The 23,121-nt window shown below is 72.2% G+C and carries 24 protein-coding genes; 6 read left to right on the forward strand and 18 right to left on the reverse strand.

The window, feature by feature from the left end; all coding sequences use genetic code 11:
- The first annotated feature begins 43 nt into the window (after positions 1 to 43).
- Complete coding sequence (gene nagA / locus ACQEVJ_RS38765) at positions 44 to 1,189, forward strand: N-acetylglucosamine-6-phosphate deacetylase (protein WP_433109673.1); 1,146 nt, start codon at positions 44 to 46, stop codon at positions 1,187 to 1,189.
- 58 nt (positions 1,190 to 1,247) lie between these two features.
- Here nagA and ACQEVJ_RS38770 read toward each other — a convergent pair whose 3' ends face one another.
- Positions 1,248 to 2,366 (reverse strand): GuaB3 family IMP dehydrogenase-related protein, encoded by a 1,119-nt coding sequence (locus ACQEVJ_RS38770; protein WP_433109674.1) that lies wholly within the window; start codon positions 2,364 to 2,366, stop codon positions 1,248 to 1,250.
- 33 nt (positions 2,367 to 2,399) lie between these two features.
- Positions 2,400 to 3,881: an IMP dehydrogenase gene (gene guaB, locus ACQEVJ_RS38775; RefSeq protein WP_433109675.1), complete on the reverse strand. Its 1,482-nt coding sequence runs from the start codon at positions 3,879 to 3,881 to the stop codon at positions 2,400 to 2,402.
- 602 nt (positions 3,882 to 4,483) lie between these two features.
- Between guaB and ACQEVJ_RS38780 the strand changes: the two genes are divergently transcribed.
- Positions 4,484 to 5,488, forward strand: a complete 1,005-nt coding sequence (locus ACQEVJ_RS38780) for a helix-turn-helix domain-containing protein (protein ID WP_433109676.1) — start codon at positions 4,484 to 4,486, stop codon at positions 5,486 to 5,488.
- An 82-nt stretch (positions 5,489 to 5,570) separates the two neighbouring features.
- A complete protein-coding gene (locus ACQEVJ_RS38785; RefSeq protein WP_363420278.1) occupies positions 5,571 to 5,948 on the forward strand; it encodes a DUF5319 domain-containing protein in 378 nt (125 codons plus the stop codon).
- On the opposite strand, the gene ACQEVJ_RS38790 is transcribed toward ACQEVJ_RS38785, so the two are convergent.
- The 6 genes from ACQEVJ_RS38790 to ACQEVJ_RS38815 form a co-directional block, all read right to left on the reverse strand.
- A complete protein-coding gene (locus ACQEVJ_RS38790) occupies positions 5,909 to 6,124 on the reverse strand; it encodes a hypothetical protein (RefSeq protein ID WP_433109677.1) in 216 nt (71 codons plus the stop codon). The two genes, ACQEVJ_RS38785 and ACQEVJ_RS38790, sit on opposite strands and share 40 nt — an antisense overlap.
- Positions 6,121 to 6,747 carry a sigma-70 family RNA polymerase sigma factor gene (locus tag ACQEVJ_RS38795; protein WP_169985453.1) on the reverse strand — a complete coding sequence of 209 codons (627 nt, stop codon included), beginning with the start codon at positions 6,745 to 6,747 and terminating at the stop codon, positions 6,121 to 6,123. The genes ACQEVJ_RS38790 and ACQEVJ_RS38795 overlap by 4 nt, the downstream gene beginning before the upstream one ends.
- A gap of 314 nt (positions 6,748 to 7,061) precedes the next feature.
- Positions 7,062 to 8,687 (reverse strand): chaperonin GroEL, encoded by a 1,626-nt coding sequence (gene groL, locus ACQEVJ_RS38800; RefSeq protein ID WP_433109678.1) that lies wholly within the window; start codon positions 8,685 to 8,687, stop codon positions 7,062 to 7,064.
- Between the two features lie 67 nt (positions 8,688 to 8,754).
- Positions 8,755 to 9,066 carry a co-chaperone GroES gene (gene groES, locus ACQEVJ_RS38805; RefSeq protein WP_030508383.1) on the reverse strand — a complete coding sequence of 104 codons (312 nt, stop codon included), beginning with the start codon at positions 9,064 to 9,066 and terminating at the stop codon, positions 8,755 to 8,757.
- Positions 9,067 to 9,333: 267 nt separating this feature from the next.
- Positions 9,334 to 9,927, reverse strand: a complete 594-nt coding sequence (locus tag ACQEVJ_RS38810; RefSeq protein WP_433109679.1) for a hypothetical protein — start codon at positions 9,925 to 9,927, stop codon at positions 9,334 to 9,336.
- A 182-nt stretch (positions 9,928 to 10,109) separates the two neighbouring features.
- Complete coding sequence (locus ACQEVJ_RS38815) at positions 10,110 to 10,946, reverse strand: NAD-dependent epimerase/dehydratase family protein (RefSeq protein WP_433109680.1); 837 nt, start codon at positions 10,944 to 10,946, stop codon at positions 10,110 to 10,112.
- A gap of 139 nt (positions 10,947 to 11,085) precedes the next feature.
- Here ACQEVJ_RS38815 and ACQEVJ_RS38820 point away from each other — a divergent pair, with 139 nt between their 5' ends.
- From ACQEVJ_RS38820 to ACQEVJ_RS38830, 3 genes are all read left to right on the forward strand, one after another.
- On the forward strand, positions 11,086 to 11,646 hold the full coding sequence (locus ACQEVJ_RS38820; protein WP_433109681.1) for a MarR family winged helix-turn-helix transcriptional regulator: 561 nt from the start codon (positions 11,086 to 11,088) through the stop codon (positions 11,644 to 11,646).
- Positions 11,647 to 11,691: 45 nt separating this feature from the next.
- Positions 11,692 to 12,888, forward strand: coding sequence for a class I SAM-dependent methyltransferase (locus ACQEVJ_RS38825; protein WP_433109682.1), 1,197 nt, complete (start codon positions 11,692 to 11,694; stop codon positions 12,886 to 12,888).
- A 156-nt stretch (positions 12,889 to 13,044) separates the two neighbouring features.
- Positions 13,045 to 13,983, forward strand: coding sequence for a hypothetical protein (locus ACQEVJ_RS38830; RefSeq protein WP_433109683.1), 939 nt, complete (start codon positions 13,045 to 13,047; stop codon positions 13,981 to 13,983).
- Between the two features lie 58 nt (positions 13,984 to 14,041).
- On the opposite strand, the gene tsaD is transcribed toward ACQEVJ_RS38830, so the two are convergent.
- From tsaD to ACQEVJ_RS38880, 10 genes are all read right to left on the reverse strand, one after another.
- Entirely contained in the window at positions 14,042 to 15,079 is a 1,038-nt protein-coding gene (tsaD, locus tag ACQEVJ_RS38835; RefSeq protein ID WP_433109684.1) for a tRNA (adenosine(37)-N6)-threonylcarbamoyltransferase complex transferase subunit TsaD, read from the reverse strand.
- Positions 15,066 to 15,563 (reverse strand): ribosomal protein S18-alanine N-acetyltransferase, encoded by a 498-nt coding sequence (gene rimI / locus ACQEVJ_RS38840; RefSeq protein WP_433109685.1) that lies wholly within the window; start codon positions 15,561 to 15,563, stop codon positions 15,066 to 15,068. Before rimI ends, tsaD begins: the two co-directional genes overlap by 14 nt.
- Positions 15,564 to 15,582: 19 nt before the next feature.
- Positions 15,583 to 16,305, reverse strand: coding sequence for a tRNA (adenosine(37)-N6)-threonylcarbamoyltransferase complex dimerization subunit type 1 TsaB (tsaB, locus tag ACQEVJ_RS38845; RefSeq protein ID WP_433109686.1), 723 nt, complete (start codon positions 16,303 to 16,305; stop codon positions 15,583 to 15,585).
- A 110-nt stretch (positions 16,306 to 16,415) separates the two neighbouring features.
- Positions 16,416 to 16,970 carry a class F sortase gene (locus ACQEVJ_RS38850; RefSeq protein WP_433109687.1) on the reverse strand — a complete coding sequence of 185 codons (555 nt, stop codon included), beginning with the start codon at positions 16,968 to 16,970 and terminating at the stop codon, positions 16,416 to 16,418.
- 2 nt (positions 16,971 to 16,972) lie between these two features.
- A complete protein-coding gene (locus tag ACQEVJ_RS38855) occupies positions 16,973 to 17,611 on the reverse strand; it encodes a hypothetical protein (RefSeq protein ID WP_433109688.1) in 639 nt (212 codons plus the stop codon).
- Positions 17,612 to 17,847: 236 nt separating this feature from the next.
- Complete coding sequence (gene tsaE, locus ACQEVJ_RS38860) at positions 17,848 to 18,309, reverse strand: tRNA (adenosine(37)-N6)-threonylcarbamoyltransferase complex ATPase subunit type 1 TsaE (RefSeq protein ID WP_433109689.1); 462 nt, start codon at positions 18,307 to 18,309, stop codon at positions 17,848 to 17,850.
- Positions 18,306 to 19,358: an alpha/beta fold hydrolase gene (locus ACQEVJ_RS38865; protein WP_433109690.1), complete on the reverse strand. Its 1,053-nt coding sequence runs from the start codon at positions 19,356 to 19,358 to the stop codon at positions 18,306 to 18,308. Before ACQEVJ_RS38865 ends, tsaE begins: the two co-directional genes overlap by 4 nt.
- 24 nt (positions 19,359 to 19,382) lie before the next feature.
- Positions 19,383 to 20,528 carry an alanine racemase gene (gene alr, locus ACQEVJ_RS38870; protein WP_433109691.1) on the reverse strand — a complete coding sequence of 382 codons (1,146 nt, stop codon included), beginning with the start codon at positions 20,526 to 20,528 and terminating at the stop codon, positions 19,383 to 19,385.
- Between the two features lie 54 nt (positions 20,529 to 20,582).
- On the reverse strand, positions 20,583 to 22,085 hold the full coding sequence (locus ACQEVJ_RS38875) for an NAD(P)H-hydrate dehydratase (RefSeq protein ID WP_433109692.1): 1,503 nt from the start codon (positions 22,083 to 22,085) through the stop codon (positions 20,583 to 20,585).
- Positions 22,086 to 22,204: 119 nt separating this feature from the next.
- Positions 22,205 to 23,098, reverse strand: coding sequence for a haloalkane dehalogenase (locus ACQEVJ_RS38880; RefSeq protein WP_433109693.1), 894 nt, complete (start codon positions 23,096 to 23,098; stop codon positions 22,205 to 22,207).
- Between the last annotated feature and the right edge of the window lie 23 nt (positions 23,099 to 23,121).

The raw sequence follows: 23,121 nt of genomic DNA on the forward strand, positions 1-23,121 counted from the left end.
CCCCGGCGCGGCGGGCGGTCGCCGTACGCGGAAGGATGGCGGCATGAGCGTGACTCTCTCCGATGCCCGCGTCGTCACTCCCGACGGCGTCCACGACGGCTGGCTCACCATCGAGGACGGCAGGATCACCCACATCGGGCGCGGGCAGGCCCCGCGCGACGGGCTCGGCCTGGGCGGGCGCACCGTCGTCCCCGGGTTCGTCGACATCCACAGCCACGGCGGCGCCGGCGGGAGCTTCCCCGACGGCGACCCGGAGACCGCGGCCGCGGTCGCCGGCTTCCACCTGAGCCTGGGCTCGACCACCCTCATGGCCAGCCTGGTCACCGCCGCGCCCGACACGCTCGCGCGGGCGGCATCCGCGCTCGCCGACCTGTGCGAGCAGGGCCTGATCGCCGGCATCCACTTCGAGGGGCCGTACATCGCCAGGTCGCGCTGCGGCGCGCACGAGCCCACCCTGCTGCGCGAGCCCGACGTGGCGGAGTTCCGGGCGCTGGTGAAGGCCGGGCGGGGCCACGTCCGGATGCTGACGATCGCGCCCGAACTGCCGAACGCGCTCGACGTGATCAGGGACGCCGCCGCCGAGGGCGTCGTCGCCGCGCTGGGCCACAGCGACGCGACCTACGAGCAGACGATCGAGGGGATCGACGCCGGGGCGACCGTGGCCACCCACCTCTACAACGCGATGCCGTCGCTGGGTCACCGCGCGCCGGGGCCGATCGCCGCCCTGCTCCAGGACGAGCGGGTGACCGTCGAACTGATCAACGACGGCGTCCACGTCCACCCGGCGATGCTGCGCCTGGCCATGCACGCCGCGAGCGCGGGCCGTACGGCGCTGATCACCGACGCGATGGCGGCGGCGGGCATGGGCGACGGGCGCTACCCGCTCGGCCCGATGACCGTCGAGGTCGTGGACGGGGTGGCCCGGCTCGCCTCCGACACCCCAGGAGGCGGCTCGATCGCCGGCAGCACGCTCACGATGGACGTGGCCTTCCGCCGCACCGTGCGGGAGGTCGGGCGCTCGCTCGTGGACGCCGCGCTGATGGCCTCGCTCACCCCCGCCCGCGTCCTCGGCCTGGACGGCGAGATCGGCTCGATCACAGTCGGCAAGTACGCCGATCTCGTGGTGCTGGACGACGACCTGCGCGTCGGCGGCGTGATGAAGCGCGGCGCCTGGGTCCGCCACCCCTGACCGACCTGAGGAGAAGCCAAGGGCCGGGCGTGGCGGCCCGGCCCTCCCTGGCGACGGCTCAGCGCTGCGGCGGGGCGACGACCACCTCGACGCGCTGGAACTCCTTGAGGTCGGAGTAGCCGGCGGTGGCCATCGTGCGGCGCAGCGCGCCGAGCAGGTTCATCGAGCCGTCGGCCAGCGACGACGGGCCGTGCAGGATCTCCCGCAGCGTGCCGATCGTGCCGAACTCGACCCGCTTGCCGCGCGGCAGCTCGGGGTGGTGGGCCTCAGAGCCCCAGTGGAACCCGTGGCCGGGGGCCTCGGCGGCCCTCGCGAGCGGCGAGCCCACCATGACGGCGTCGGCGCCGCAGGCGATCGCCTTGGCGATGTCGCCGGAGCCGCCCATGCCGCCGTCGGCGATGACGTGGACGTAGCGGCCGCCCGACTCGTCCATGTAGTCGCGGCGGGCCGCGGCCACGTCGGAGATCGCGGTGGCCATCGGCACGACCACGCCCAGCACGTTGCGGGTGGTGTGCGAGGCGCCGCCGCCGAAACCGACCAGCACGCCGGCCGCGCCGGTCCGCATGAGGTGCAGCGCCGCCGTGTACGTCGCGCAGCCGCCCACGATCACCGGGACGTCGAGCTCGTAGATGAACTGCTTGAGGTTGAGCGGCTCGGCCCGGCCCGACACGTGCTCGGCGGAGACCGTCGTGCCGCGGATCACGAAGATGTCCACGCCCGCGTCGATCACGGCCTTGTGGTGCTGCACGGTGCGCTGCGGCGACAGCCGTACGGCGGTCGTGACGCCGGCCGCGCGGATCTCCTCGATGCGCCGGCCGATCAGCTCGTCCTTGATCGGCGCGGTGTAGATCTCCTGCAGCCGCCTGGTCGCGGCGGCCTGGTCGAGGGCGGCGACCTCCTCCAGCAGCGGCGCCGGGTCCTCGTAGCGGGTCCACAGCCCTTCGAGGTCGAGCACGCCGAGGCCGCCCAGGCGCCCGATCTCGATGGCCGTCCGCGGCGACACGACGCTGTCCATCGGGCTCGCCACGAGCGGAGAGTCGAACCGGTAGGCATCGATCTGCCAGGAGATCGACACCTCCTCCGGGTCACGGGTGCGCCGGGAGGGCACGATGCCGATCTCGTCCAGCACGTAGGCACGCCGTCCGCTCTTGCCGCGCCCGATCTCCACCTGTGTCATATCGCCTGTTCTTTCCGTTTCTTCCGGTACGAGCTAGCGCCCGTGGTAGTTCGGAGCCTCGACCGTCATCTGGATGTCATGCGGGTGGCTCTCCTTGAGCCCGGCCGCGGTGATCGGCATGAGCTGCGCCTTCTCGTGCAGCTCCTGGATCGTCCGGGAGCCGGTGTACCACATGCCCTGCCGCAGTCCGCCGACCAGCTGGTGGGCCACCGCCGCGACCGGGCCGCGGTAGGGCACCTGGCCCTCGATGCCCTCGGGGATGTACTTGTCCTCCCCGGACACGTCGGCCTGCGCGTACCTGTCCTTGCTGAACGACGCGCCGCCCCGCTCGCGGTTGCGCACCGCGCCCAGCGATCCCATGCCGCGGTACGACTTGAACTGCTTGCCGTTGATGAAGATCAGCTCGCCGGGCGACTCCTCGCAGCCGGCCAGCAGGGAGCCGAGCATGACCGTGTCGGCCCCGGCGGCCAGCGCCTTGGCGATGTCGCCCGAGTACTGCAGGCCGCCGTCGCCGATGACCGGGATGCCAGCCGGGCCGCACGCCAGCGCGGCCTCGTAGATGGCGGTGAGCTGTGGGGCGCCCACGCCCGCGACGACCCGGGTGGTGCAGATGGAGCCGGGCCCGACACCCACCTTGACCGCGTCGGCGCCCGCGTCGACCAGCGCCTGCGCGCCCGCGCGGGTGGCGACGTTGCCACCGATGACGTCCACCCGGCCGTTGGCCTTGATCTTGGCGATCATGTCGCACACGCCGCGCGAGTGCCCGTGCGCGGTGTCGACGATGATGACGTCCACGCCCGCCTCGATCAGCGTCATGGCGCGCTCCTCGGCGTCGCCCGCGACGCCGACCGCCGCGCCGACCATCAGGCGGCCGTCGGCGTCCTTGGTCGCGATCGGGTACTGCTCGCTCTTGGTGAAGTCCTTGACCGTGATGAGACCCTGCAGGCGGCCGGCCTCGTCCACGAGCGGGAGCTTCTCGACCTTGTTCTGCCGCAGCAGCCGGAACGCCTCGTCGCGGTCGACACCCACCGGCGCCGTCACCAGCGGCATCGGGGTCATGACGTCGCGCACGGCCCTGCTCTGGTCGCTCTCGAACCGCATGTCGCGGTTGGTGACGATGCCCACGAGCACGCCGTCCGCGTCGGTGACCGGGACCCCGGAGATGCGGTAGGTCGCGCACAGCCGCTCGACGTCGGCGAGGGTGTCCTCGGGAGAGCAGGTGACGGGGTTGGTCACCATCCCCGCCTCCGACCGCTTGACCAGGTCCACCTGCTGCGCCTGCTCCTCGATCGAGAGGTTGCGGTGCAGGATGCCGATGCCGCCCTGTCGCGCCATGGCGACCGCCATACGCGCCTCGGTGACCGTGTCCATCGCGGCCGACACCAGCGGCATGCGCAGCGTGATGGTGCGGGACAGCCGGGTCGTCGTGTCGGCGTCCCCCGGCTGCAGGTCCGAATAGGCGGGAACAAGGAGCACGTCGTCGAACGTGAGTCCCGGTTCGGTGAACTTGGCCATCTGCTGCACCCTCCTGCGCTGTGGGTCCCTCGCGCGTGGGTCCCTCGCCAGACCCGAGGTCAGTCTAGTGGCCGCCCCAAACCGCATTCCGCAGGCCTGTCAAGGGGGACAGCACAAAAAGTGGGGGGACCGGCTTCCGGTCCCCCCACTTCCCCGCGTCGTGCCCGCCACGCCCGTCGAGCCCCCCTCCGCGCCCGGCAGACGGGGCGTTCCCGGCTAACGCTGGGTCAAGAATGCGTCACGCAGCGTCCACGCGCAATGGCGTAACGTGCAACTGCACAAAGATGCATTTCCTGTCTCTCGAAACTGCGACCGAAACAAATGCGAACCATCACATCCATACAAAGGCCGCCACGCTCAGCCGTGCCAAATGTGTGAACGGGACGGACAGCGCGGAAAATCCGAGCTATTCTCGCGACCCGAAGCGAGGCGGGGATGAGGCGGAAGTCGGTGCACCGGACGCCGGGAAACGTTTTCGCCCAGAGACCAGTGAGCCAGTGGATCAGTGCGCCCAATGCGACCAGCACGCCGCGACCAGCACGCCGCGACCGGTGCGGCGCCGTCGGCGCTGTGCGACCAGTGCGACCACCGACGGAGCGAGCATGAGTACGACGCGCAACGCCGCCTCCCAGGCCGACCCGTTCGAAAGCCTCGGCCTCTCCCCCGACCAGGCGGCCCTCTACACGGCCATGCTGCGGCTGCACCGCGCCACGCTGACCGAACTGGCGGAGGCGGTCGACCGGCCCGCCGAGGACGTGCTCGACGCCCTGGACGGGCTCGTACGGCTCGGCGCGGTGAACCGGCGGCAGGGGGAGTTCCTCGCCCGGCATCCGGCCGCGGCGATCGGGCGGCTGGTGGCGGAGAGGCTGGACCGCATGGCCCGGGAGACCCGCCAGATCGACGAGGTGCTCGCGGCGGCGGGACGCCTGACCCATCACTACGACGCGGGCCGCGACTGGCGCAGCGGGCGGTTCACGGTGGAGCCGGTGAGCGGCGCGGACGAGCTCTGCGAGAGCGTGATCGGGCTCGCGCTGCAGGCGCCGCCCGCCGAGCTGGTCATGGCCGTGCCGGACCGCCGGACCATGACCCGGTTCGCGGACGGTTACGGCGGCCAGTGGATCCAGGCCGCCGCGGACGGCATCCTGCGCCCGCGCATGGTCGTCGCGCTCGACGCCGTGTCCGCGCCCGCCATGCGAGAGGTGTGCGCGCGGTTCTCGGCGGCGGGCGCGGGGCTGCGCGCCCTCGACGCGGTGCCGAGCTGGTTCTTCGCGCTCGGCGACGGCACCGCCGGGCTGCCCGCCGAGTGGGGCGTCCCGCTGCCGGAGCACTCCTACAACTGCTACCTGGTCCACGCCCCGGTGGCGGCAGGGGCGCTGCGGGCGCTGTTCGAGGAGCTGTGGGCCAGGGCCGCGCCGATCTCCCCGCACAACAACGCGCTGCAGGTGCTGCGGCTGGCCGCGCACGGCCTGTCCGACGACGCCATCGCCCGCCACCTCGGGGTCTCCGTACGCACGGTGCGGGCCAGGTTCGCCGAGGCGATATCGGAGCTGGGGGCCCAGTCCCGCTTCCACGCCGGGGTGGAGGCCGCTCGCCGCGGCTGGCTGTGAGCCCGTGTCCGGGCCGCGGCCCGCCGAGCTGATGGGGCGCACTTTCGCTCGTGGAGGGGGCCGTGGTCATAAGGTGGGATGCGTGCTGGAAGACGTCCCCCGCGACCCGTTCGCGGATGACCCCAACGACCCCACGGCGGAGCTTGGAGCGCCCGACGACGTGGAGCCGCTGACGCTCGCCGAGCGCGACGAGGCGCTGACCGATCTCGCCGACGTAGAGGTCTTCCGTTCCCTGCTCGAACCCCAGGGCGTGCTCGGACTGGTCCTCGACTGCCCGGAGTGCGGCGAACAGCACTACTTCGACTGGGACCTGCTGCGCGGCAACCTGCGCCAGATGATCGACAACGGCCGGCCGCAGGTCCACGAGCCGGCCTACCAGCCCGACCCGGCCGACTACGTCAGCTGGGAGTACGCCCGGGGCTACGTGGACGGCGTGATCGACACGGAGGAGAGCCGCTGACTGTCGACGTCGGCCACGAGCACGCCGAGCAACCGGACGGCGGCGTCAGTGCCGCCGACCGGATCGCGGCGGGCGAGCGCGTCGAGGACGGCGTCCGTCCGCATTACGTCGCCCTCCACGTCGGCATCGCCGTACGACCCGAGGTGGCGTGCCGTACGACGACGTTTCGTGGTCACGCAATCGACTCCAGCTCGGCCAGCTGCCGGAGCCTGGCGAGCGCACGATGCTGCGCGACCCGGACGGCACCTGGAGACATGCCGAGTACATTACCCGTCTCCTCGGCGGACAGGCCCGAGACCACCCGCAGAATGAGGAGCTCGCGCTGGGTGTCCGGAAGCCGGGAGAGCAGGTCCCTGGCGTGCTGCGCCTCGATGTAGCGCACCACCGTCTCCTCCGGCCCCGGGCCCTCGTCGGGCCCGTCCGGCAGGTCCTGCGTCGGCACGGCCGAGCGGACCGAACTGCGCAGCGCGTCGGCCACCTTGTGGGAGGCGATGCCGAAGACGAACGAGGCGAACGGGCGGCCCATGTCGCGGTAGCGCGGCAGCGCCGACAGCACCGCGATGCACACCTCCTGGGCCACGTCGTCGGCGATGTGGTACTGACCGGACACCCTGCCCAGTCGAGCCCTGCAGTACCGGACCACCATCGGGCGCAGATGTCCCAGCAGTGATTCGATCGCGGTGCGATCTCCTTGTACGGCAAGGCTGGTCAGTTCCCTGAGGTCGGACTCATCCGATCTCGTCGCAAGCCTTACCCCAGTTGCGGCGTCGGCGACGCATCCCTCGGTCACGTTAGGCATGATGCCCGTCGCGATCGTTCATGTCGTCATGGTTATCGGCTACGGATTGGTCACATTGACGCGTCGATAACGTTCCGTAATCACCTGATCACTCGGCCGTTGGAACATTCCAACCGGAATGCCCAAAACGAGAGATATACACCTGACGCCTTGACAGGGAAAAAGAAGCATGCGGGTCGTTCGCATTGCCCGCGGCCCGGCTTCGTCCCAGACGGCCGGTCCCGGGTGCGGAACGGGCAGGGACGGAAAAGCGGTGCGCCCCGCGGTCCACCCTTGCGGGCGGGCGCGGGGCGCGATGCGCGGAAGGCGCGGGATCAGTGGCCGTGACCGTGGCCGTGGCCGTGACCGCCGCCGGCGGCCGGAGCCTCCTCCTCGGGCTTGTCCACGACGAGGGCCTCGGTGGTGAGCAGCATGCCGGCGATGGACGCGGCGTTCTGCACGGCCGAGCGGGTCACCTTGACGGGGTCGATGACGCCCTGGCCCACCAGGTCGCCGTACTCGCCGGTGGCGGCGTTGAGGCCCTCACCGGCGTTCATCGCGGCGATCTTGGTGGTGACGACGTAGCCCTCCATGCCCGCGTTCTCGGCGATCCAGCGGGCGGGCTCGATCAGCGCCTTGCGGACGATCGAGACACCGGTGGCCTCGTCGCCGGTCAGGCCCAGGTCGTCGAGCTCCTTGGACACGTGCACGAGCGCGGAGCCACCGCCGGAGACGATGCCCTCCTCGATCGCGGCGCGGGTCGCGGAGATCGCGTCCTCGAGGCGGTGCTTCTTCTCCTTCAGCTCCACCTCGGTGGCGGCACCGACACGCAGCACGCACACACCGCCGGACAGCTTCGCGAGACGCTCCTGGAGCTTCTCACGGTCCCAGTCGGAGTCGGACTGCTCGATCGCCACCTTGATCTCGCGGACGCGGTCCTCGATCGCCTGGGCGTCGCCGGCGCCGTCCACGAGCGTGGTGGTGTCCTTGTTGACCACGACGCGGCGGGCCGTGCCGAGCACCTCGAGGCCGACGTGCTCCAGCTTGAGGCCGACCTCCTCGCTGACGACCTGGCCGCCGGTGAGGATGGCGATGTCCTGCAGCATGGCCTTGCGGCGGTCGCCGAAGCCGGGGGCCTTGACGGCCACCGAGGTGAAGGTGCCGCGGATCTTGTTGGTGACCAGGACGGCCAGGGCCTCGCCCTCGACGTCCTCGGCGATGACCAGCAGCTGGCGCTTGCTCTGGGCGACCTTCTCCAGCAGCGGCAGGAAGTCCGCGATGGAGGAGATCTTGCCCTGGGTGATGAGGATGTAGGGGTCCTCGAGGACCGCTTCCATCCGGTCGGGGTCGGTCACCATGTAGTGCGACAGGTAGCCCTTGTCGAACTGGAGGCCCTCGGTGAACTCCAGCTCCAGGCCCATCGCGTTGGACTCCTCGACGGTGATGACACCGTCCTTGCCCACCTTGTCGAACGCCTCGGCGATCAGGCCGCCGATCTTCGCGTCCTGCGCGGAGATCGTCGCGACGTTGGCGATCTCCTTCTTGTCCTCGACGTGGCGGGCGCTGCCGAGCAGCCGCTCGCTGACGGCCTGGGCGGCCTTGTCGATGCCGCGCTTGAGCCCCAGCGGCTGCGCGCCGGCGGCCACGTTGCGCAGGCCCTCGCGGACCATGGCCTGGGCCAGGACGGTCGCGGTGGTGGTGCCGTCGCCCGCGATGTCGTTGGTCTTGGTCGCCACTTCCTTGGCGAGCTGGGCGCCCAGGTTCTCGTACGGCTTGTCCAGCTCGACCTCGCGAGCGATGGTCACACCGTCGTTCGTGATCGTCGGGGCACCGAACTTCTTGTCGATGACGACGTTGCGGCCACGGGGGCCGAGGGTCACCTTGACAGCGTCGGCGAGAGCGTTCACACCACGCTCGAGAGCGCGCCGCGCGTCCTCTTCGAACTCCAGGATCTTCGGCATTCAGGTCTCCTTGTGAGCGCGCGGAGCCCCGGGCACGTGGTCCCGGGGCTCCACAAGCCGGCGCGGCCTACTTCTCGATGATGGCGAGCACGTCGCGGGCCGAGAGCACCAGGTACTCCTCGCCGCCGTACTTGACCTCGGTGCCGCCGTACTTGCTGTAGAGGACGACGTCGCCCTCCTTGACGTCGAGCGGAATGCGCTTCTCGCCGTCCTCGTCCCAGTTGCCCGGGCCCACAGCGAGGACGCGGCCCTCCTGCGGCTTCTCCTTGGCGGTGTCCGGGATGACCAGGCCGGAGGCGGTGGTCTGCTCGGCCTCAAGCGGCTGGACCACGATGCGGTCGCCAAGCGGCTTAACGGGAACCTTGGTGGCGGTCGTCACGATCGGACCTCCCCTTCAGATTGCGATGAATGAGCTGAAGAGGCGACCAGCGGCCTGCCGTCGCGGGTGTCAGACCTGTCTCGTCGCTATTGGCACTCTCGATGGGAGAGTGCCAACACGAAACAGTATGCAAGTGGCGCGTGACAGTCAACACGAACCGGCATCGCAGGTCAGACGCATCTGGCGGCAACGCGCCCGAGACCGGCAGTTCAGCCGTCCGCCGCGCCGGCGTCACCGTCGCCCCTTCCCGGGGGGGCGAGCGGGTGACTACGCGGAACAGGTGATGTAGAGGGTGGCCCAGGCGGGAGCCAGGAAGTCCGTGTTCTGGTACCGGACGGAGTACGACGGCCCGTCCTGCTGGACGTCGAGGACGTCGACCCCGGCGGGGTGCCGCTCCTCCTGACGCGTGACATGCGGGTGGCTGGGCGGGCAGCTCACGGTGACCAGACCGTCCTGGCCCGGCGCCATGACGGCGCGCTGTTCGAGCTCCAGGCCGGTCGGAGCCACGTGCGGCTCGTTCGAGCAGAGCACCTCGATCCTCACCGGTATGGCGTACGAGTGCGGGTCCTTCTTCGACTGGGAGTTGGTGAACGTCACCTTCACCTCACGCCCGTTGACGACGATGTCCTTGTAGTTCAGATTCTGGGAGTCGTAGGAGTCCTTGGTGGAGGACGAGACCCGGAGCATGACCGGATACGGCTGCGTCGAGGGGCACTGCACCGCCAGACGGGCCGTGCCCTCCGGGATGACGGAGGTCGCGTTCGTCACCACCGTGGTCGTCTCGGCCAGCGCCGGGCCACCGAAACCCACCAGCGTGGCGGCCACCGCCGCGATCGCACCCGTTCGCGTGATCCTGCGCATGCTCGTCTCTCCTCGTTCGTCGTGCTGTGCTTGTGCCGACGACGCTAGAGAGCCGGACTTGGGGCGCTCTTGGCAATGATCATGTGCGGGGCTTGAAGGACGCTTGGCCCGGACCCCGCACGGGCGGGATCCGGACTTCGACGTCATGGGGCCGGCCCTGCCCCGCATCCCCCGCGGGACGGTCAGGCGCGGGAGGCGTACGAGCCGGAGCGGACGTCGTCGACGATGCCGGGGCGGCTCGGCTGCCAGTCGAGGACCTTCCTGGCGAGGTCGCCGCTCACCACCTGGCTCAGGGCCAGGCCCTCGGCGAACGGGCGGCCGAGCACCTCGCTCGCCTCGTCGATCGGCCACGGCACGGCCTTCCCCGTACGGCCCGCGGCCGCCGCCACCTCGGCGACGCTCACCGCCTCCTCGGCGACGGCGTGGAAGAGGCTCCCCGGCGCCGCCTTCTCGATCGCGAGCACGAGCAGGTCCGCCAGGTCGTCGACGTGCACGGTCGCCCAGGTCGGCACCGGGCCGCCCGCGTGGACGTACCGGCCGTCCCCCTGCCCGGGGGCGGCGAGCACCGTGGGAATCCCGGCGCCCCGGCCGTACACGACGCCGGGCCTGACGACGACGCCGCCCGCGTCCAGCACGAGCCGCTCCACCCGCGGACGGTAGCGGGAGGCCGTGATGGGGTTCACCGGCGCGTCCTCGCCCGCCGCCTCGGTCGTGGTGCCGAGAACCCAGACGCCGCTGGTGTAGACGAGCCGCGCGCCGGCCAGCGCCTCGATCGCCGCGACGTCCACCTCCTCGTCGCCGACGGGGTTGGCGGCGTGCACGACGACGTCGATGTCCGGCGTCACCGCCTTCTTGAGCGTCTCGGGTTGGTGGAGGTCGCCGTGGCGCACCTCACCCGGTAGGGCGGTGTCGCGGGCCTTCGGCCGGACGAGCGCGACCACCTCGTGGCCGCGTTCGGCGAGGCGCTCCGCCAGCGCGGAGCCGATGTATCCCGTCGCGCCGAGCACCAGTACCTTCATCTCTTCCACCTCGAACACTTCGATGCTTTACTGTTGGCGCAGAAGGTATCGCACCTCCGGCTCACATTTCAACGTCGAAGTGTCGGTTACGATGACCGGTGGAGGAGGAGCGGCGAGGAGGACCCAGGCCGCGCGCGCCATGAACGACACCCTCACGAACGACACCCTCACGAACGGCACCGTCGACAACGACGCCCCCGGCAACGACGCCGTCGACCAGATCCTCGGCCAGTGGGCCCGGGCGCGTCCGGACGTGGACTGCTCGGCGATGGGGGTGGCCGGGCGGATCTCCCGCGCGTCCCGGCTGCTGGAGAAGGGCATCAAGGAGTACTTCTCCGGGCACGACCTGGAGCCGTGGGAGTTCGACGTGCTCGCGACTCTCTTCCGGTCCAACCCCGATCACCGGCTCTGCATGAGCGACCTCGCCACGGCCGCGATGGTCAGTTCCGCGGCGCTCACCAACCGGGTGGACCGCCTCGTCGCCCGGGGCCTGGTGCACCGGGAGGTCGCGCCCTCCAACCGCCGCATGGTCCTGATCACTCTCACCGACGAGGGCCGGGCGGTGGTCGACGCGCTGCTGGAGGGTCACGTGGCCAACGAGGAGCGGCTGCTGTCCGGCCTCACCGACGAGGACCGGGCCCAGCTGTCCGGACTGCTCTGCAAGCTGCTCACCTCGCTCGGCGACGTCGGCTCCTGCTGACCGCACGGCCGACGCGCGCGCCGGGCAGGCGGTAGCGTCGCGGGCGTGGACCTGGACGCCTTCCGCATGCTGCTCACGCCCGTGGGGCGCGGGGCCCTGGACGAGGCCGTGAAGATACTCGCCGACGGCGCCGACCCGGTGGCCGCCGCGAGCGCGTTGCGCCGGGGCCATCCGCCGGACCTGGCGGCGGCGGCGCTCACGCAGGCGGCGCTGCGACGGCGGGCCGAGGCCAAGTTCGGCCCTGACGCCGCGGTCATGTACTTCACCCCGCACGGGCTGGAGCAGGCCACGCGCCCCGAGGTCGCCGCACACCGCGCCACCAGAATCCAGGCCACCAGAATCCAGGCCACCGGCGGCCCTGCCGTGCTGGACGTCTGCTGCGGGATCGGCGGAGACCTCCTCGCGCTGGCGAGGGCGGGCTGCCCGGTGGACGCCGTTGACCTCGACCCGCTGACCGTGGAGGTCGCCCGCGCCAACGCGGCGGCGCTCGGCCTGTCCTCCCTGGTCGACGTCCGCACGGGCGACGCCGCGCTGGCCGACCCCGGCGGATACGGCCTGCTGTTCGCCGACCCCGCCAGAAGGGGGGCGAGGGGACGGACCTTCGACCCGATGGCGTACTCCCCCACATGGCCCGTGGTGCTCGATCTGGTGGCCCGCGCCCCGGCGGCCTGCCTGAAGGTGGCCCCCGGCATCCCGTACGAGTTCATCCCGGAGGGCGCCGAGGCCGAGTGGGTGTCGTACCGCGGCGAGGTGAAGGAGGCGGCGATCTGGACCGGGATGGGGCCGGGCGGCCGGCGCGCCACCCTGCTGCCGTCCGGGGCCACGCTCACGGCGTCCGGCGCGGAGGCGGAGACCGGGCCGGTGAGCCGCTATCTCTACGAGCCCGACGGCGCCGCGGTGCGCGCCCACCTGGTCGCCGAGGTCGCCGCCCTCGTGTCGGGCCGCCTCCTCGATCCGCGCATCGCCTACATCACGAGCGACCGTCTCGTACGCACGGAATGGGCGCCCTGCTACGAGGTGACCGACGTCATGCCGTTCTCGCTCAAACGGCTCAGAGCGGTGCTGCGCGAACGACGCGTCGGCGCGGTCACCATCAAGAAGCGCGGTTCCGCCGTCGACGTCGAACGGCTGCGCAAGGATCTGCGGCTTTCCGGCGACGATTCCGCCGTGATCGTGCTCACCCGCATCGAGGAACGGCCGTTCGCCCTGCTCTGCCGGCCCGTGACCAGCACGAACGGGTGAAACCGAAACAATTCACCGGCAATTACCGCCTTTCTCATTCCACGCCTGATGGCCGCGGGGCAGGGCCTAAAGTTGGCCGTCGGGCGTGCCGCCTGTTCGTTCATCTGCGCGAGACCGGGCCGAACCGATGTTTCGGCGAGTGAAGGAGCATTCTCGGTGGAGCATTCCAGCCACAACCTCCTCCAGGCGGGCAGCCAGACCGCCATCTCCGACCGGATGCGCGAACTGCTCGCCCGGGCGGCCCAGGACCACGTCTACGAGCAGCGGACGCAGGGCGCCGTGCTCGACGAGATCCGCCAGCGACTGGAGGGCATGGAGTGGCTCCTGCGCGAGGTGCGCGAGCGCGAGTTGGGCGGCCTCGGCGCGGCGCTCGAGGGGATCAGCCAGCGGCTCGACGACATGGCGGTCAGGCCGCCCACCTGGGCGGAGGGGCTGGCCCAGCACATGGAGCTGCTGCGCGACCACGTGGACGAGGTCGGCGGCCGGACCCAGGGCCTCGCCGACCGGATGACGGACTTCGCGCACCGGCTCGGCAAGTTCCAGGGGAGCATGGAGGCCGCCGCCGGGCGGTTCACCCGGATCGACAAGACCCTCGCCGCGCTCACCGAGCGCACCGAGCGGCTGGAGGCCGTCGTCGTCGAACGGCTGGACGCGGTCGCGGGCCGGATCGAGGCGGTGGAGAGCGGCGTCGAGACGGTCGGCGAGCGCGTCGGGAGCCTGCCCGCCGATCTCGGCATCGGAGAACTGCGCGGCACCGTGGCCGGTCTCGGTCACGCCGTCGAGGGCATGGACGCCAGGGTGACCGCGCTGAGCGCCGACGTCGGGGACGTCGCCGCCGGCGTGGACGAGATGAGCACCACCATCGCGGGCATGAACGCCGACCTCACCCTGGCGGCGGGGGCCGTCGTGCCCCTCGCGGACGCGGTGCGCAGCAAACCGGACCGTGAGCAGATCGCCGAGACCGTCTCGGACGCGGTCACCCGCGCGATGGAACCGGCCCGGGGCGACGTGGCCCGGCGGCTCGCCGCGCTGGAGGAGACCATGCTGGCACTCGCCGAGGTCCTCCTGCGCCCCGCGCGCGGCCACGCCGACTGAGAGCCGCCCCCGCCGCTCCTGTCGTCGCGATGGACACCGGAGGCGAGCGGGGCGGCGATCAGACGTTGACGACGGTGATCGGAAGCGACGAGTCGGCCGGGATCTCCAGGGTGGAGGGGTTCACGCCCGCCGCCACCAGGTCCGCGCCGAGCGCCGCCACCATCGCGCCGTTGTCGGTGCACAGGCCGGGCCGCGGCACCCGCAGGCGCACCCCGGCCGCGTCGCAGCGCTCCTGGGCCATGGCCCGCAGCCGGGAGTTGGCGGCCACGCCGCCCCCGATCAGCAGGTCCTTCACGTCGTAGCGGGCGCACGCCTGCAGGGCCTTGCGGGTGAGCACGTCCACGACCGCCTCCTGAAAGGACGCGGCGACGTCGGCCACGGGCACCGCCTCGCCCGCCGCCTCGCGGGCCTCCACCCACCTTGCCACGGCCGTCTTCAGGCCGGAGAAGGAGAAGTCGAGGGTCCCGTCGTCGTACTTGCCGCGCGGGAACGCCACCGCCGTGCCCGAGCCCTCGCGGGCGGCCCGGTCGATGTACGGCCCGCCCGGGAACGGCAGGCCGAGCACCCGGGCCACCTTGTCGAACGCCTCCCCGGCCGCGTCGTCCACGGTGGATCCCAGCGAGATCACGTCCTGCGCCACATCGGGCACCAGGAGCAGCGAGGAGTGTCCTCCGGACACCAGCAGCGCGATCGCGGGCTTGGGCAGCGGGCCGTGCTCCAGCTGGTCCACGGCGACGTGCGCGGCGAGGTGGTTGACCCCGTAGAGCGGGACGCCGAGCCCCAGCGCGTACGCCTTGGCGGCGGCCACGCCGACGAGCAGCGCACCCGCGAGACCCGGGCCCGCGGTGACGGCCACCGCGTCGATGTCGGAGAAGCGCAGCCCGGCGGCGGCCAGCGCGCTCTCAACCGTGGGCGTCATCGCCTCCAGGTGGGCCCGCGAGGCCACCTCCGGCACCACGCCGCCGAAGCGGGCGTGCTCGTCCATGCTGGAGGCGATGGTGTTGGCCAGCAGCGTGTGGCCGCGGACGATGCCTACGCCCGTCTCGTCGCAGGACGTCTCGATCCCCAGCACGATCGGCTCGTCATGCCTGCTCATGGCCGCCCCCCATATCTTCGTGTCGTGGACCGAGGTCCTTCACCATGGTGACGGCGTCGGTCCCGTCGTCGTAGTAGCGCCGACGCAGGCCGAGCCGCCGGAAGCCGAACCGCTCGTACATCGCCTGCGCGGGCGGGTTGTCGGCGCGCACCTCCAGGAACACCGAGACCGCGCCGCGCCGTACGGCCTCGGTCAGCAGCGCGTCCAACAGTGCGGTCCCGATGCCAGCACGCCGGTGATCGGCGAGGACCGCGATCGTCTGGACGTCGGCCTGGTCGCCCGCGGCCGCCAGGCCGGCGTACCCCACGACGCGGTCGCCCACCTCGGCGACGACGTAGTGCCGGGTGCGCGGCTGGTCGGCCAGCTCGCCACGCATCATGGCCTCGCTCCAGGCGTCCGCGGGGAACGTGGTCCGCTCGATGTCCATCACCACGGGCAGATCCTCGTGGGTCATCTGGCGCAGCACGACCTCGGCCTGCCTCACGGCGTGCCCCAGCGGAGGATCACGCCGTCACCCGCTTCGGCGCCCCGGGCACCTGCGCGTCGGGACGCCGCAGGTAGATCGGCCGCGGCGGGCCGAGCACGGCCAGCTCCCGCGCCTTCTCGACCGAGTCCACGCGTCCCTCGGGCACGCGGGCGATCTGCGCCGCCTCCTCCTCGCTCAGCGTCGCGAGGTGCTCGGCCGCCAGGGCAGCGAGCGCTCCCGCCGAGGGATGTTCGGGACCGCGCACCCGGTCGGCGCCGATGACGTCGGCGTACATGGCGCCGCCCGCGCCGATCACGGGCAGCTCCCCGGGCAGGTCGTGCGGCCGGTCCACGCGCGGCCCGTCGAGCCGCGTGCGCGGGTCGCCGTACCGCGCCCAGAAGACCTCCTTGCGGCGCGCGTCGGTCGCGACGAGGAACGGCCCGCTCTCCCGCGCGGAGTACGCGAGGGCGTCGAGCGTGCACACCCCGAACGCCGGCACACCGGCGGTCAAGGCCAGCGCCGTCGCGGTCATCAGGCCGACCCGCAGGCCGGTGTACGGCCCGGGGCCGGTTCCGGCGACGATGGCGGTGACGTCCTTGAGCGTCGCGCCGGACTCGCGCAGGACATGCTCGACGGCGGGTGCGAGGAGCTCCCCATGCCGCCGCGCGTCGATCGTCGTCGACTCTGCCACCACACGCTCGCCGTCGTGCAGCGCGGCGGTGACGGCGGGAGTGGCGGTGTCGAAGGCCAAGACAAGCACGGAGGTCAAGCGTAGTCGCTGTGCGGAGGCGGACGACCACACCAGGGCCGGTTCCGGCCGTTCGTCCTCGTCGCCGCGACGAATCAGGCCCGCGCGGCCGCACAACGGCGTCAGGCGGCGCGGATCAGGGAGGCGTAGACGATGATGTTGTCGCGGTACTCGTGCCGCGACCAGTCGAAGTTCCCGCCGCAGGTGATCAGGCGCAGGCCGTCCTCGGTGTAGACGCGCTCGGCGGGGAAGTCGTCCTTCGGCACGCGCTCCACCGAGTCGACCCGGTAGGAGGCGGTCTTGCCGTCGCTGCGCACCACCTTCACGACCGCTCCCTCGCGCAGGTCGCGCAGCCGGTAGAAGACGGCGGGGGCGGTCTTGGTGTCCACGTGGCCGATGATCACGGAGGCGCCGGGGTCGCCGGGCACGGCGCTTCCCGTGTACCAGCCCGCGGTGGACGGCTTGTCGAACGGCGGCAGTTCGACGTCGCCCTCGTCGGACAGGCCGAGCTTCATCAGGGGGGCCTTGAGGTGCAGCGCCGGGATGTCGATCCGCTTGGGGACGACGGAGGATCTGGCGGCGGGCTGGTTCGTCATCCCCTTGCCGCCGGCGACCGCGGCGAACACGAGCCCGGTGACCACCCCGGCGATGATCACCCCCCGGGTGGACAGAGCCAAGGTCAGGTCCCGGAGCGCCTGCGGGCCACGCCGACGCCGACGCCGAGCGCGGCCAGCAGCACGACGACGGTGACGCCCGTCGGCAGGCCGGACTCGTCTTCTGGGCCCCCGGCAGCCGTGCCGCCGCCGCCCGCGTGCGGCGCCCGGGTGGGAATCCTCGTGTGGTCCTCGGTGTGGTCGGGCTCCGGCGCGACGATCCTGAACGACGCGCTGCCGATGTCATTGGTGGCCTCGCAGCGCACCTGCACGCGGTAGCCGCCCGCCTTGGCCCCGGCCCTGATGGTCGCGCTGCCGCGCACCATCGGCACGGTCGCGGTCGGGGTGGCCGACGGCGACGCCGGGGCCACCAGCGTGACGAGCCCGGTGAAGGCCTCGGAGCGGGCGGTCGCCCGATATTCGGTGCCGCCCTGGGGCAGCGGGCACCTGGCGGTGATGTGAATGCTCTTGGTCGACCCGCCGACGATCCGCTTCGGATCGACCTCCACCCGCACGTCCTGCCGCGAGACCGAGACGAGCGGCGTCGGCAGGGCCGGGGTCAGTGTCATCGTGGGGTCGGTGGAGACGGTCTCGGCGGACGCGGTGCAGCCCAGCGCGCCGAACAGTAAGACTCCCCCGACGGCGACCTGCGTGATCCTGCTCAACGGCACACCTCTTCCACGCCGGTCCCTTACCCAGAAAATCCTTACCGACTCATGGCCGAGGATCTTCCTTCGCCCTCGATGATCCACAGGAACGCGGACAGGCGTCAAGGACTGTGCGGCGGACCGGTCTGGATCGCGTACGGACGGCGCCCGACTTGTCCCCGCAGGTCCTTGTCGCACGTCAGAGTCCGGGTTGCGGCCTTTATGCGGCTCCGGGTGGCTCCGGGGGAGGGTGCTCAGCCCAGGGTGAGCTCCGACCAGCGCGGCCCCACGCCCGTCACCCGTACGCGGCGCTCCTCGCCCTCGGCGCCCCGCTCGACGTGGACCTCCAGGCGGTCCTCGGACAGGCCCTCGACCAGGCCCTCGCCCCACTCGACGACGGTCACCGACTCCTCCAGCGAGGCGTCGAGGTCGAGGTCGTCCACCTCCAGCGTGCCGCCCAGGCGGTAGGCGTCCGCGTGCACGAGCGCGGGGCCGTCGGACAGGGACGGGTGGACCCGGGCGATCACGAAGGTCGGGGACGTGATCGGCCCGCGCACCTTCAGGCCCTCCGCGATGCCCTGCACCAGCGTCGTCTTCCCCGCGCCCAGCGGCCCGCTCAGCACGACCAGGTCTCCGGGACCGAGCAGCGCGGCCAGCCGCGCGCCCAGCGCCCGCGTCTCCTCGGCGGTCGTGGCCCCGAACTCAGCCGTGGTCACGTGTTTCCCCTCTCGGCTCGCTTCAGCAGCTCGCGCAGCGCCTCGTTCACGGCGTCGGACCGTTCGAGCTGCACGAGATGCGATGTCTCCGGCACAGTGGTGAGCTGCGCGGTCGGCACGGCCGCCGCGATCGCCCTGCTGTGGTCGAGCGGCGTCAGCCAGTCGCGCTCCCCCACGATTATCGCGGTGGGCACCTTGTTGAGCACGTCGAGCGCGGTGAGCTTGTCGTGCGACATCAGCGCCGGGTAGAAGTCGGCGATCACCTCGGAGGGGGTGGCCCTGATCATCGACTCGACGAAGTCCACGATGGTCGGGCTGACGTTCCTGGAATCGCCGAACCCGAGATGACGCAGCGCCAGGAACGACAGGTCGGTGCCGGCCTCGCGGCCCCGGTCGACCAGCGCGCCGCTCCTGCGCATGATCGAGACGGCGGGCTGCACCGCGAGGTTGACGAGCTTGGAGACCAGGGCGGGCAGGCCCAGGGTGATCTCGGCGAGCTTGCCCGCCGAGGTCGCGATCAGCGACACGCCGCGGATCTTGTCGCCGAACAGCTCGGGCCGCCGCTCCGCCAGCGCCATGATCGTCATCCCGCCCATGGAGTGGCCCACCACCACGCAGGGCCCGGGGACGAGCTCGTCCAGCACGAGCGCGAGGTCCTCGCCGAGGCGCTCGATCGTGCAGTCGCTGGCCAGCGCGCGGGCGGACTGGCCGTGGCACCGCTGGTCCCACAGCACCAGCCGGTAGGAGTCGCGCAGGTCGCGCCGCTGGTAGTGCCAGGAGTCCGAGGACAGGCAGTAGCCGTGACAGAGCACGACCGTGAGCGGCGCGTCCTCCACACCGTCGATCTCGGCATGGATCTTCACGCCGTCCGAGGTCGTGAGCGTCACCGAACGACCGTGCAGCTCGCCGAAAGGCTCACTCGCCTCCAGGTCCGGCCGCAGGCGGATGCGGCCGACGGCGTACCTCTTGGCGAGCGTGGCCGCCGCCACTCCCGCCGACGCCGCACCGAAGACCGCTCCGGCGATCCCGACCTTGCGACGTGTGCTCATGCCTGCCCTCCTCGCAGCCGCGGCTCAGCGTCCGTCCGTATGGACGCGAGGCACGCGGGATCCGATCCTCGTCACGATCTCATGGGTAATCGTGCCGAGGGAATCCGCCCATTCCTGACAGGTGGGCTCGCCATTGTCCCCCGGGCCGAAAAGGATCACCTCGTCCCCCGATTCCGCCGGATCGTCACCGAGGTCGATGACGAACTGGTCCATGCACACCCGCCCGGCGATCCGCCGCCGCCGGCCCGCTGCCAGCACCTCCGCCCGGTTGGTCCCGTTTCGCAGGATGCCGTCCGCATACCCGAGAGGGACGAGACCAAGCGTGGTCTCACGCTCCGTGACGTACAGGTGCCCGTACGACACGCCCGAGCCCGGGGCGGCCCGCTTGACCTGCGCGAGCCTGGCCGTCAGCGTCATCGCGGGACGCAGGCCGAAGTCGCCCAGCTCGGGGATCGGGCTCAGACCGTAGACCGCGATGCCCGTGCGGACCATGTCGTACCTCGCCCGCGGCAGCGTGACGGTCGCGGCCGAGTTGGCGAAGTGACGGATCGCGTCGCTCGGCACGCCCGCCTTGTCGGCGAGGGCGAGCGCCTCCTCGAAGGTCGCGAGCTGGCTCTCGATGGAGGGATGGCCCGGGATGTCCGCGCAGGCGAAGTGCGACCACAGGCCCACGATCTCGATGGCCCCGCTCGCCCGCGCGGCGAGCGCGTGCTCGACCAGCGACGGCCAGTCCGCCGCCGTCGCGCCGCCGCGGGAGTTGCCGGTGTCGGCCTTCAGGTGCACGCGGGCGGTGCGCCCGGTGCGCCGCGCGGCCTCGACGATGTCGTCCACGACCCACGTCGCGCCGGCCGACAGCTCGACGTCCGCCAGCAGCGCGGCGTCCAGCGGCTCCCCGGGTGTGATGAGCCACGACATGACCGGCGCGGTGACCCCCGCCTCGCGCAGCGCCAGCGCCTCGCGGACGAAGGCCGTGCCGAGCCGGCTCGCGCCCGCCTCCAGGCATGCCTTCGCCACCGGAGCCGCGCCGTGGCCGTACGCGTCGGCCTTGACGACGGCCATCATCTCGGCGCCGGCGGCCGACTCGGCGAGCAGCCGTACGTTGTGCTTGATGGCGGACAGGTCCACGCGCGCCTCAGCCGGGGTGGCGGAGCGCACCGTTGAGAAGCTCATTTTTCCAGTGTGTCAGGTGGACCCGGGTGGATGCGCCCAACCTGACGCCGCACGTCAGAGCGTGCGCAGGGCCTCGGGCAGCGCCTGGGCCACGTCGAGGGCGGCGATCGGCGCCTGTCCGCGTTCCGCTTCGCCGCCTCCGGCGGCCGTCCGCGCGGCCAGCCCGTGGACGTACGCCGCGCACGAGGCCGCGTCGTAGCCCGTCAGCCCGGCGGCGAGCAGGGCGCCCGCGATGCCCGACAGGACGTCGCCCGTGCCACCCGTCGCCAGCCAGGGCGTCCCCGTGGTGTTGACCCGCACCGGCCTGTCCTCCTCCGCGACGAGCGTGGTCGAGCCCTTGAGCAGCACCGTCGCCCCCAGTTCGGCGGCGGCCCTGCGTACGTGTTCGAGCCGCCCGGCCTCGATGCGCTCGCGCGGCACGCCGAGCAGCCGCGATAGCTCCCCCGCGTGCGGCGTGAGCACGGTGGGGGCGGCCCGGCGCAGCAGCGTGCGGTCCTTGGCGACCAGCGTCAGCCCGTCGGCGTCCACCAGCACGGGCACCCCGGTGGACAGCACGGCGCGGGCCACCGCGTGCGCCTCAGGCCCGGTCCCGAGCCCGGGGCCGAGCACCCACGCCTGCACCCGCCCGACCTCGTCCAGCGAGCTCTTCAGCACCAGCGACGGGTCGAGCACGGTCGTGACGGCCTCCGGCCAGCGGGCCCTGACCAGCCGCACCGGCTCGGCGGAACTCGCGAAGCGGACCATCCCCGCGCCGGCGCGCACCGCGCCGCCGACCGAGAGCACGGCGGCCCCGGTGTACCTGTCGCTGCCCGCGGCGATCCCGACGACCCCCCGCCGGTACTTGTCGCTCTCCGCGCCCGGGCGGGGCAGCAGGTCGGCCACGTCGTCGCCGGTCAGCGCGGCCACCTCGGGGTCCGGCAGGAAGGGCCCGAGGCCGATGTCCACCAGCTCGACCGCGCCCGCGCGGGCGGCGCCGGGATCGACCAGCAGACCGGCCTTGTACGCGCCGAACGTCACCGTCAGGTGCGCGCGGACCGCCGGTCCCTCGACCCGCCCGCTGCTCGCGTCCACCCCGCTGGGCACGTCGACCGCGACGACCAGGCCGCCGGCCTCGGCGGTCAACTCCGCGAGCGTCCCGTACGGCTCCCGCAGCGCCCCGCTGCCTCCGATGCCGACGAGGCCGTCCATGACGAGGTCGGCGTCGGCCAGCAGCTCGCGCGCCCTCGCGGCGTCGTACGGATGCGCGCGGCCGCCCGCCTCCCGCAGCGCGGCCAGGCCGCCCTCGTGGGTGCGCGAGCCGGCGAGGACCGCCTCCACCCGCGCTCCCCTGCGGGCCAGCCGGGCTCCGGCGTACAGGGCGTCCCCGCCGTTGTCGCCGCTGCCGATCAGCAGCGCCACGCGGGAGCCGTACACCCGGCCGCAGGAGCCGGCGAGCAGGTGCGCGCAGACCGCGGCGAGCCCGGCGGCGGCCCTGTCCATCAGCGTCCCCTCGGGGAGCCTCGCCATCAGCGCCAGCTCGGCGGAGCGGATCTGGTCGGAGGTGTAGGCGGTCCGCATGCGTCCGACGGTAGCCTGCCGCGTCGGCGATAGCGATCACCGTATGCCGGGGATCGGCGGGGAAATGCCGCCGCGGCACAATCGGCGGTCTTTCACGCGGTCAGGCCATGCCGCCGGGCCTACAGGCCATGCCGCCCGGCCCATGCGTTGATCGCCGCGGCGATCGCCTCGGGCCGGTCTTCCGGCGCGTGGTGGCCGGCCGGGCCGCAGTGCTCGACCTCCAGGCCCGCGATGTTCGCCGCGCACCAGGCGGCCGTCTCCGGCCCGATGAGCAGGGTCGGCGAGGAGTCGAAGGTGAGCAGCAGCTTGGGAACGTCGTGGCTGCTCGCGAGCCACCCGCCGTACTCGCCGACGCGTTCGGCGACGTCGGCGGGCTCACCGTCGAGCGGCATCGAGCGCGCCCACTCCAGCAGCGGGCGGCGGCTCTCACGCGTGGGGTACGGCTCCAGGTAGGGCCGCATGTCCTCCTCGCCGAGCGGCGTCAGCACGCCTCCGGTGAAGGCGGTCTCCACCATGAAGTTCCGGTCGAGCACGAGCGGCTCGCCCTCCGGGCTCCGGATGGCCTCCGCGCGGGCGCGCGGCGCCTCGCCCAGGTCGCTCCACGACATGGTCCGGACGATCGTCTCGAAGAACGCGACGCCGCGGACGCGGCCGGGGTGGCGGGCCGCCCAGTCGAAGGCGAGCGACCCGCCCCAGTCGTGCCCGACGAGCACCACGTCCTCCAGCCCCAGCCGGTCGAACCAGGCGTCGAGATAACGGGCGTGGTCGGCGAACCGGTACGGCACGCCGGGCTTGCCCGAGCGGCCCATGCCGATGAGATCGGGGGCGAGCAGGCGGGCGCCGGCGCGAATCCCGGGCAGGACCTTGCGCCACAGGTGGGACGAGGCGGGGTTGCCGTGCAGGAAGACGAAGGGAGCACCGCTGCCGGTCTCCTCGTAGTGCATCGCCGAGTCGAGCACGTCGATCGAAGGCATGGAGAGCCCTTTCGTTTGTCTGACTAACGTTAGTGGCACGAACAGATTAGATCGTTAGTCGG

It is taken from the genome of Microbispora sp. CA-102843 (assembly GCF_050936215.1).
Lineage (GTDB): Bacteria > Actinomycetota > Actinomycetes > Streptosporangiales > Streptosporangiaceae > Microbispora.

Bases quoted from the DNA above. Each gene is read 5' to 3' on its own strand.
- ACQEVJ_RS38875 (WP_433109692.1), bottom strand. From the start codon at position 22,085: ATGCGGACCGCCTACACCTCCGACCAGATCCGCTCCGCCGAGCTGGCG.
- nagA (WP_433109673.1), top strand. From the start codon at position 44: ATGAGCGTGACTCTCTCCGATGCCCGCGTCGTCACTCCCGACGGCGTC.
- groL (WP_433109678.1), bottom strand. From the start codon at position 8,687: ATGCCGAAGATCCTGGAGTTCGAAGAGGACGCGCGGCGCGCTCTCGAG.
- guaB (WP_433109675.1), bottom strand. From the start codon at position 3,881: ATGGCCAAGTTCACCGAACCGGGACTCACGTTCGACGACGTGCTCCTT.
- ACQEVJ_RS38865 (WP_433109690.1), bottom strand. From the start codon at position 19,358: ATGAGCACACGTCGCAAGGTCGGGATCGCCGGAGCGGTCTTCGGTGCG.
- ACQEVJ_RS38820 (WP_433109681.1), top strand. From the start codon at position 11,086: ATGAACGACACCCTCACGAACGACACCCTCACGAACGGCACCGTCGAC.
- ACQEVJ_RS38810 (WP_433109679.1), bottom strand. From the start codon at position 9,927: ATGCGCAGGATCACGCGAACGGGTGCGATCGCGGCGGTGGCCGCCACG.
- ACQEVJ_RS38795 (WP_169985453.1), bottom strand. From the start codon at position 6,747: ATGCCTAACGTGACCGAGGGATGCGTCGCCGACGCCGCAACTGGGGTA.
- alr (WP_433109691.1), bottom strand. From the start codon at position 20,528: ATGAGCTTCTCAACGGTGCGCTCCGCCACCCCGGCTGAGGCGCGCGTG.
- tsaD (WP_433109684.1), bottom strand. From the start codon at position 15,079: ATGAGCAGGCATGACGAGCCGATCGTGCTGGGGATCGAGACGTCCTGC.
- ACQEVJ_RS38780 (WP_433109676.1), top strand. From the start codon at position 4,484: ATGAGTACGACGCGCAACGCCGCCTCCCAGGCCGACCCGTTCGAAAGC.
- ACQEVJ_RS38770 (WP_433109674.1), bottom strand. From the start codon at position 2,366: ATGACACAGGTGGAGATCGGGCGCGGCAAGAGCGGACGGCGTGCCTAC.
- ACQEVJ_RS38815 (WP_433109680.1), bottom strand. From the start codon at position 10,946: ATGAAGGTACTGGTGCTCGGCGCGACGGGATACATCGGCTCCGCGCTG.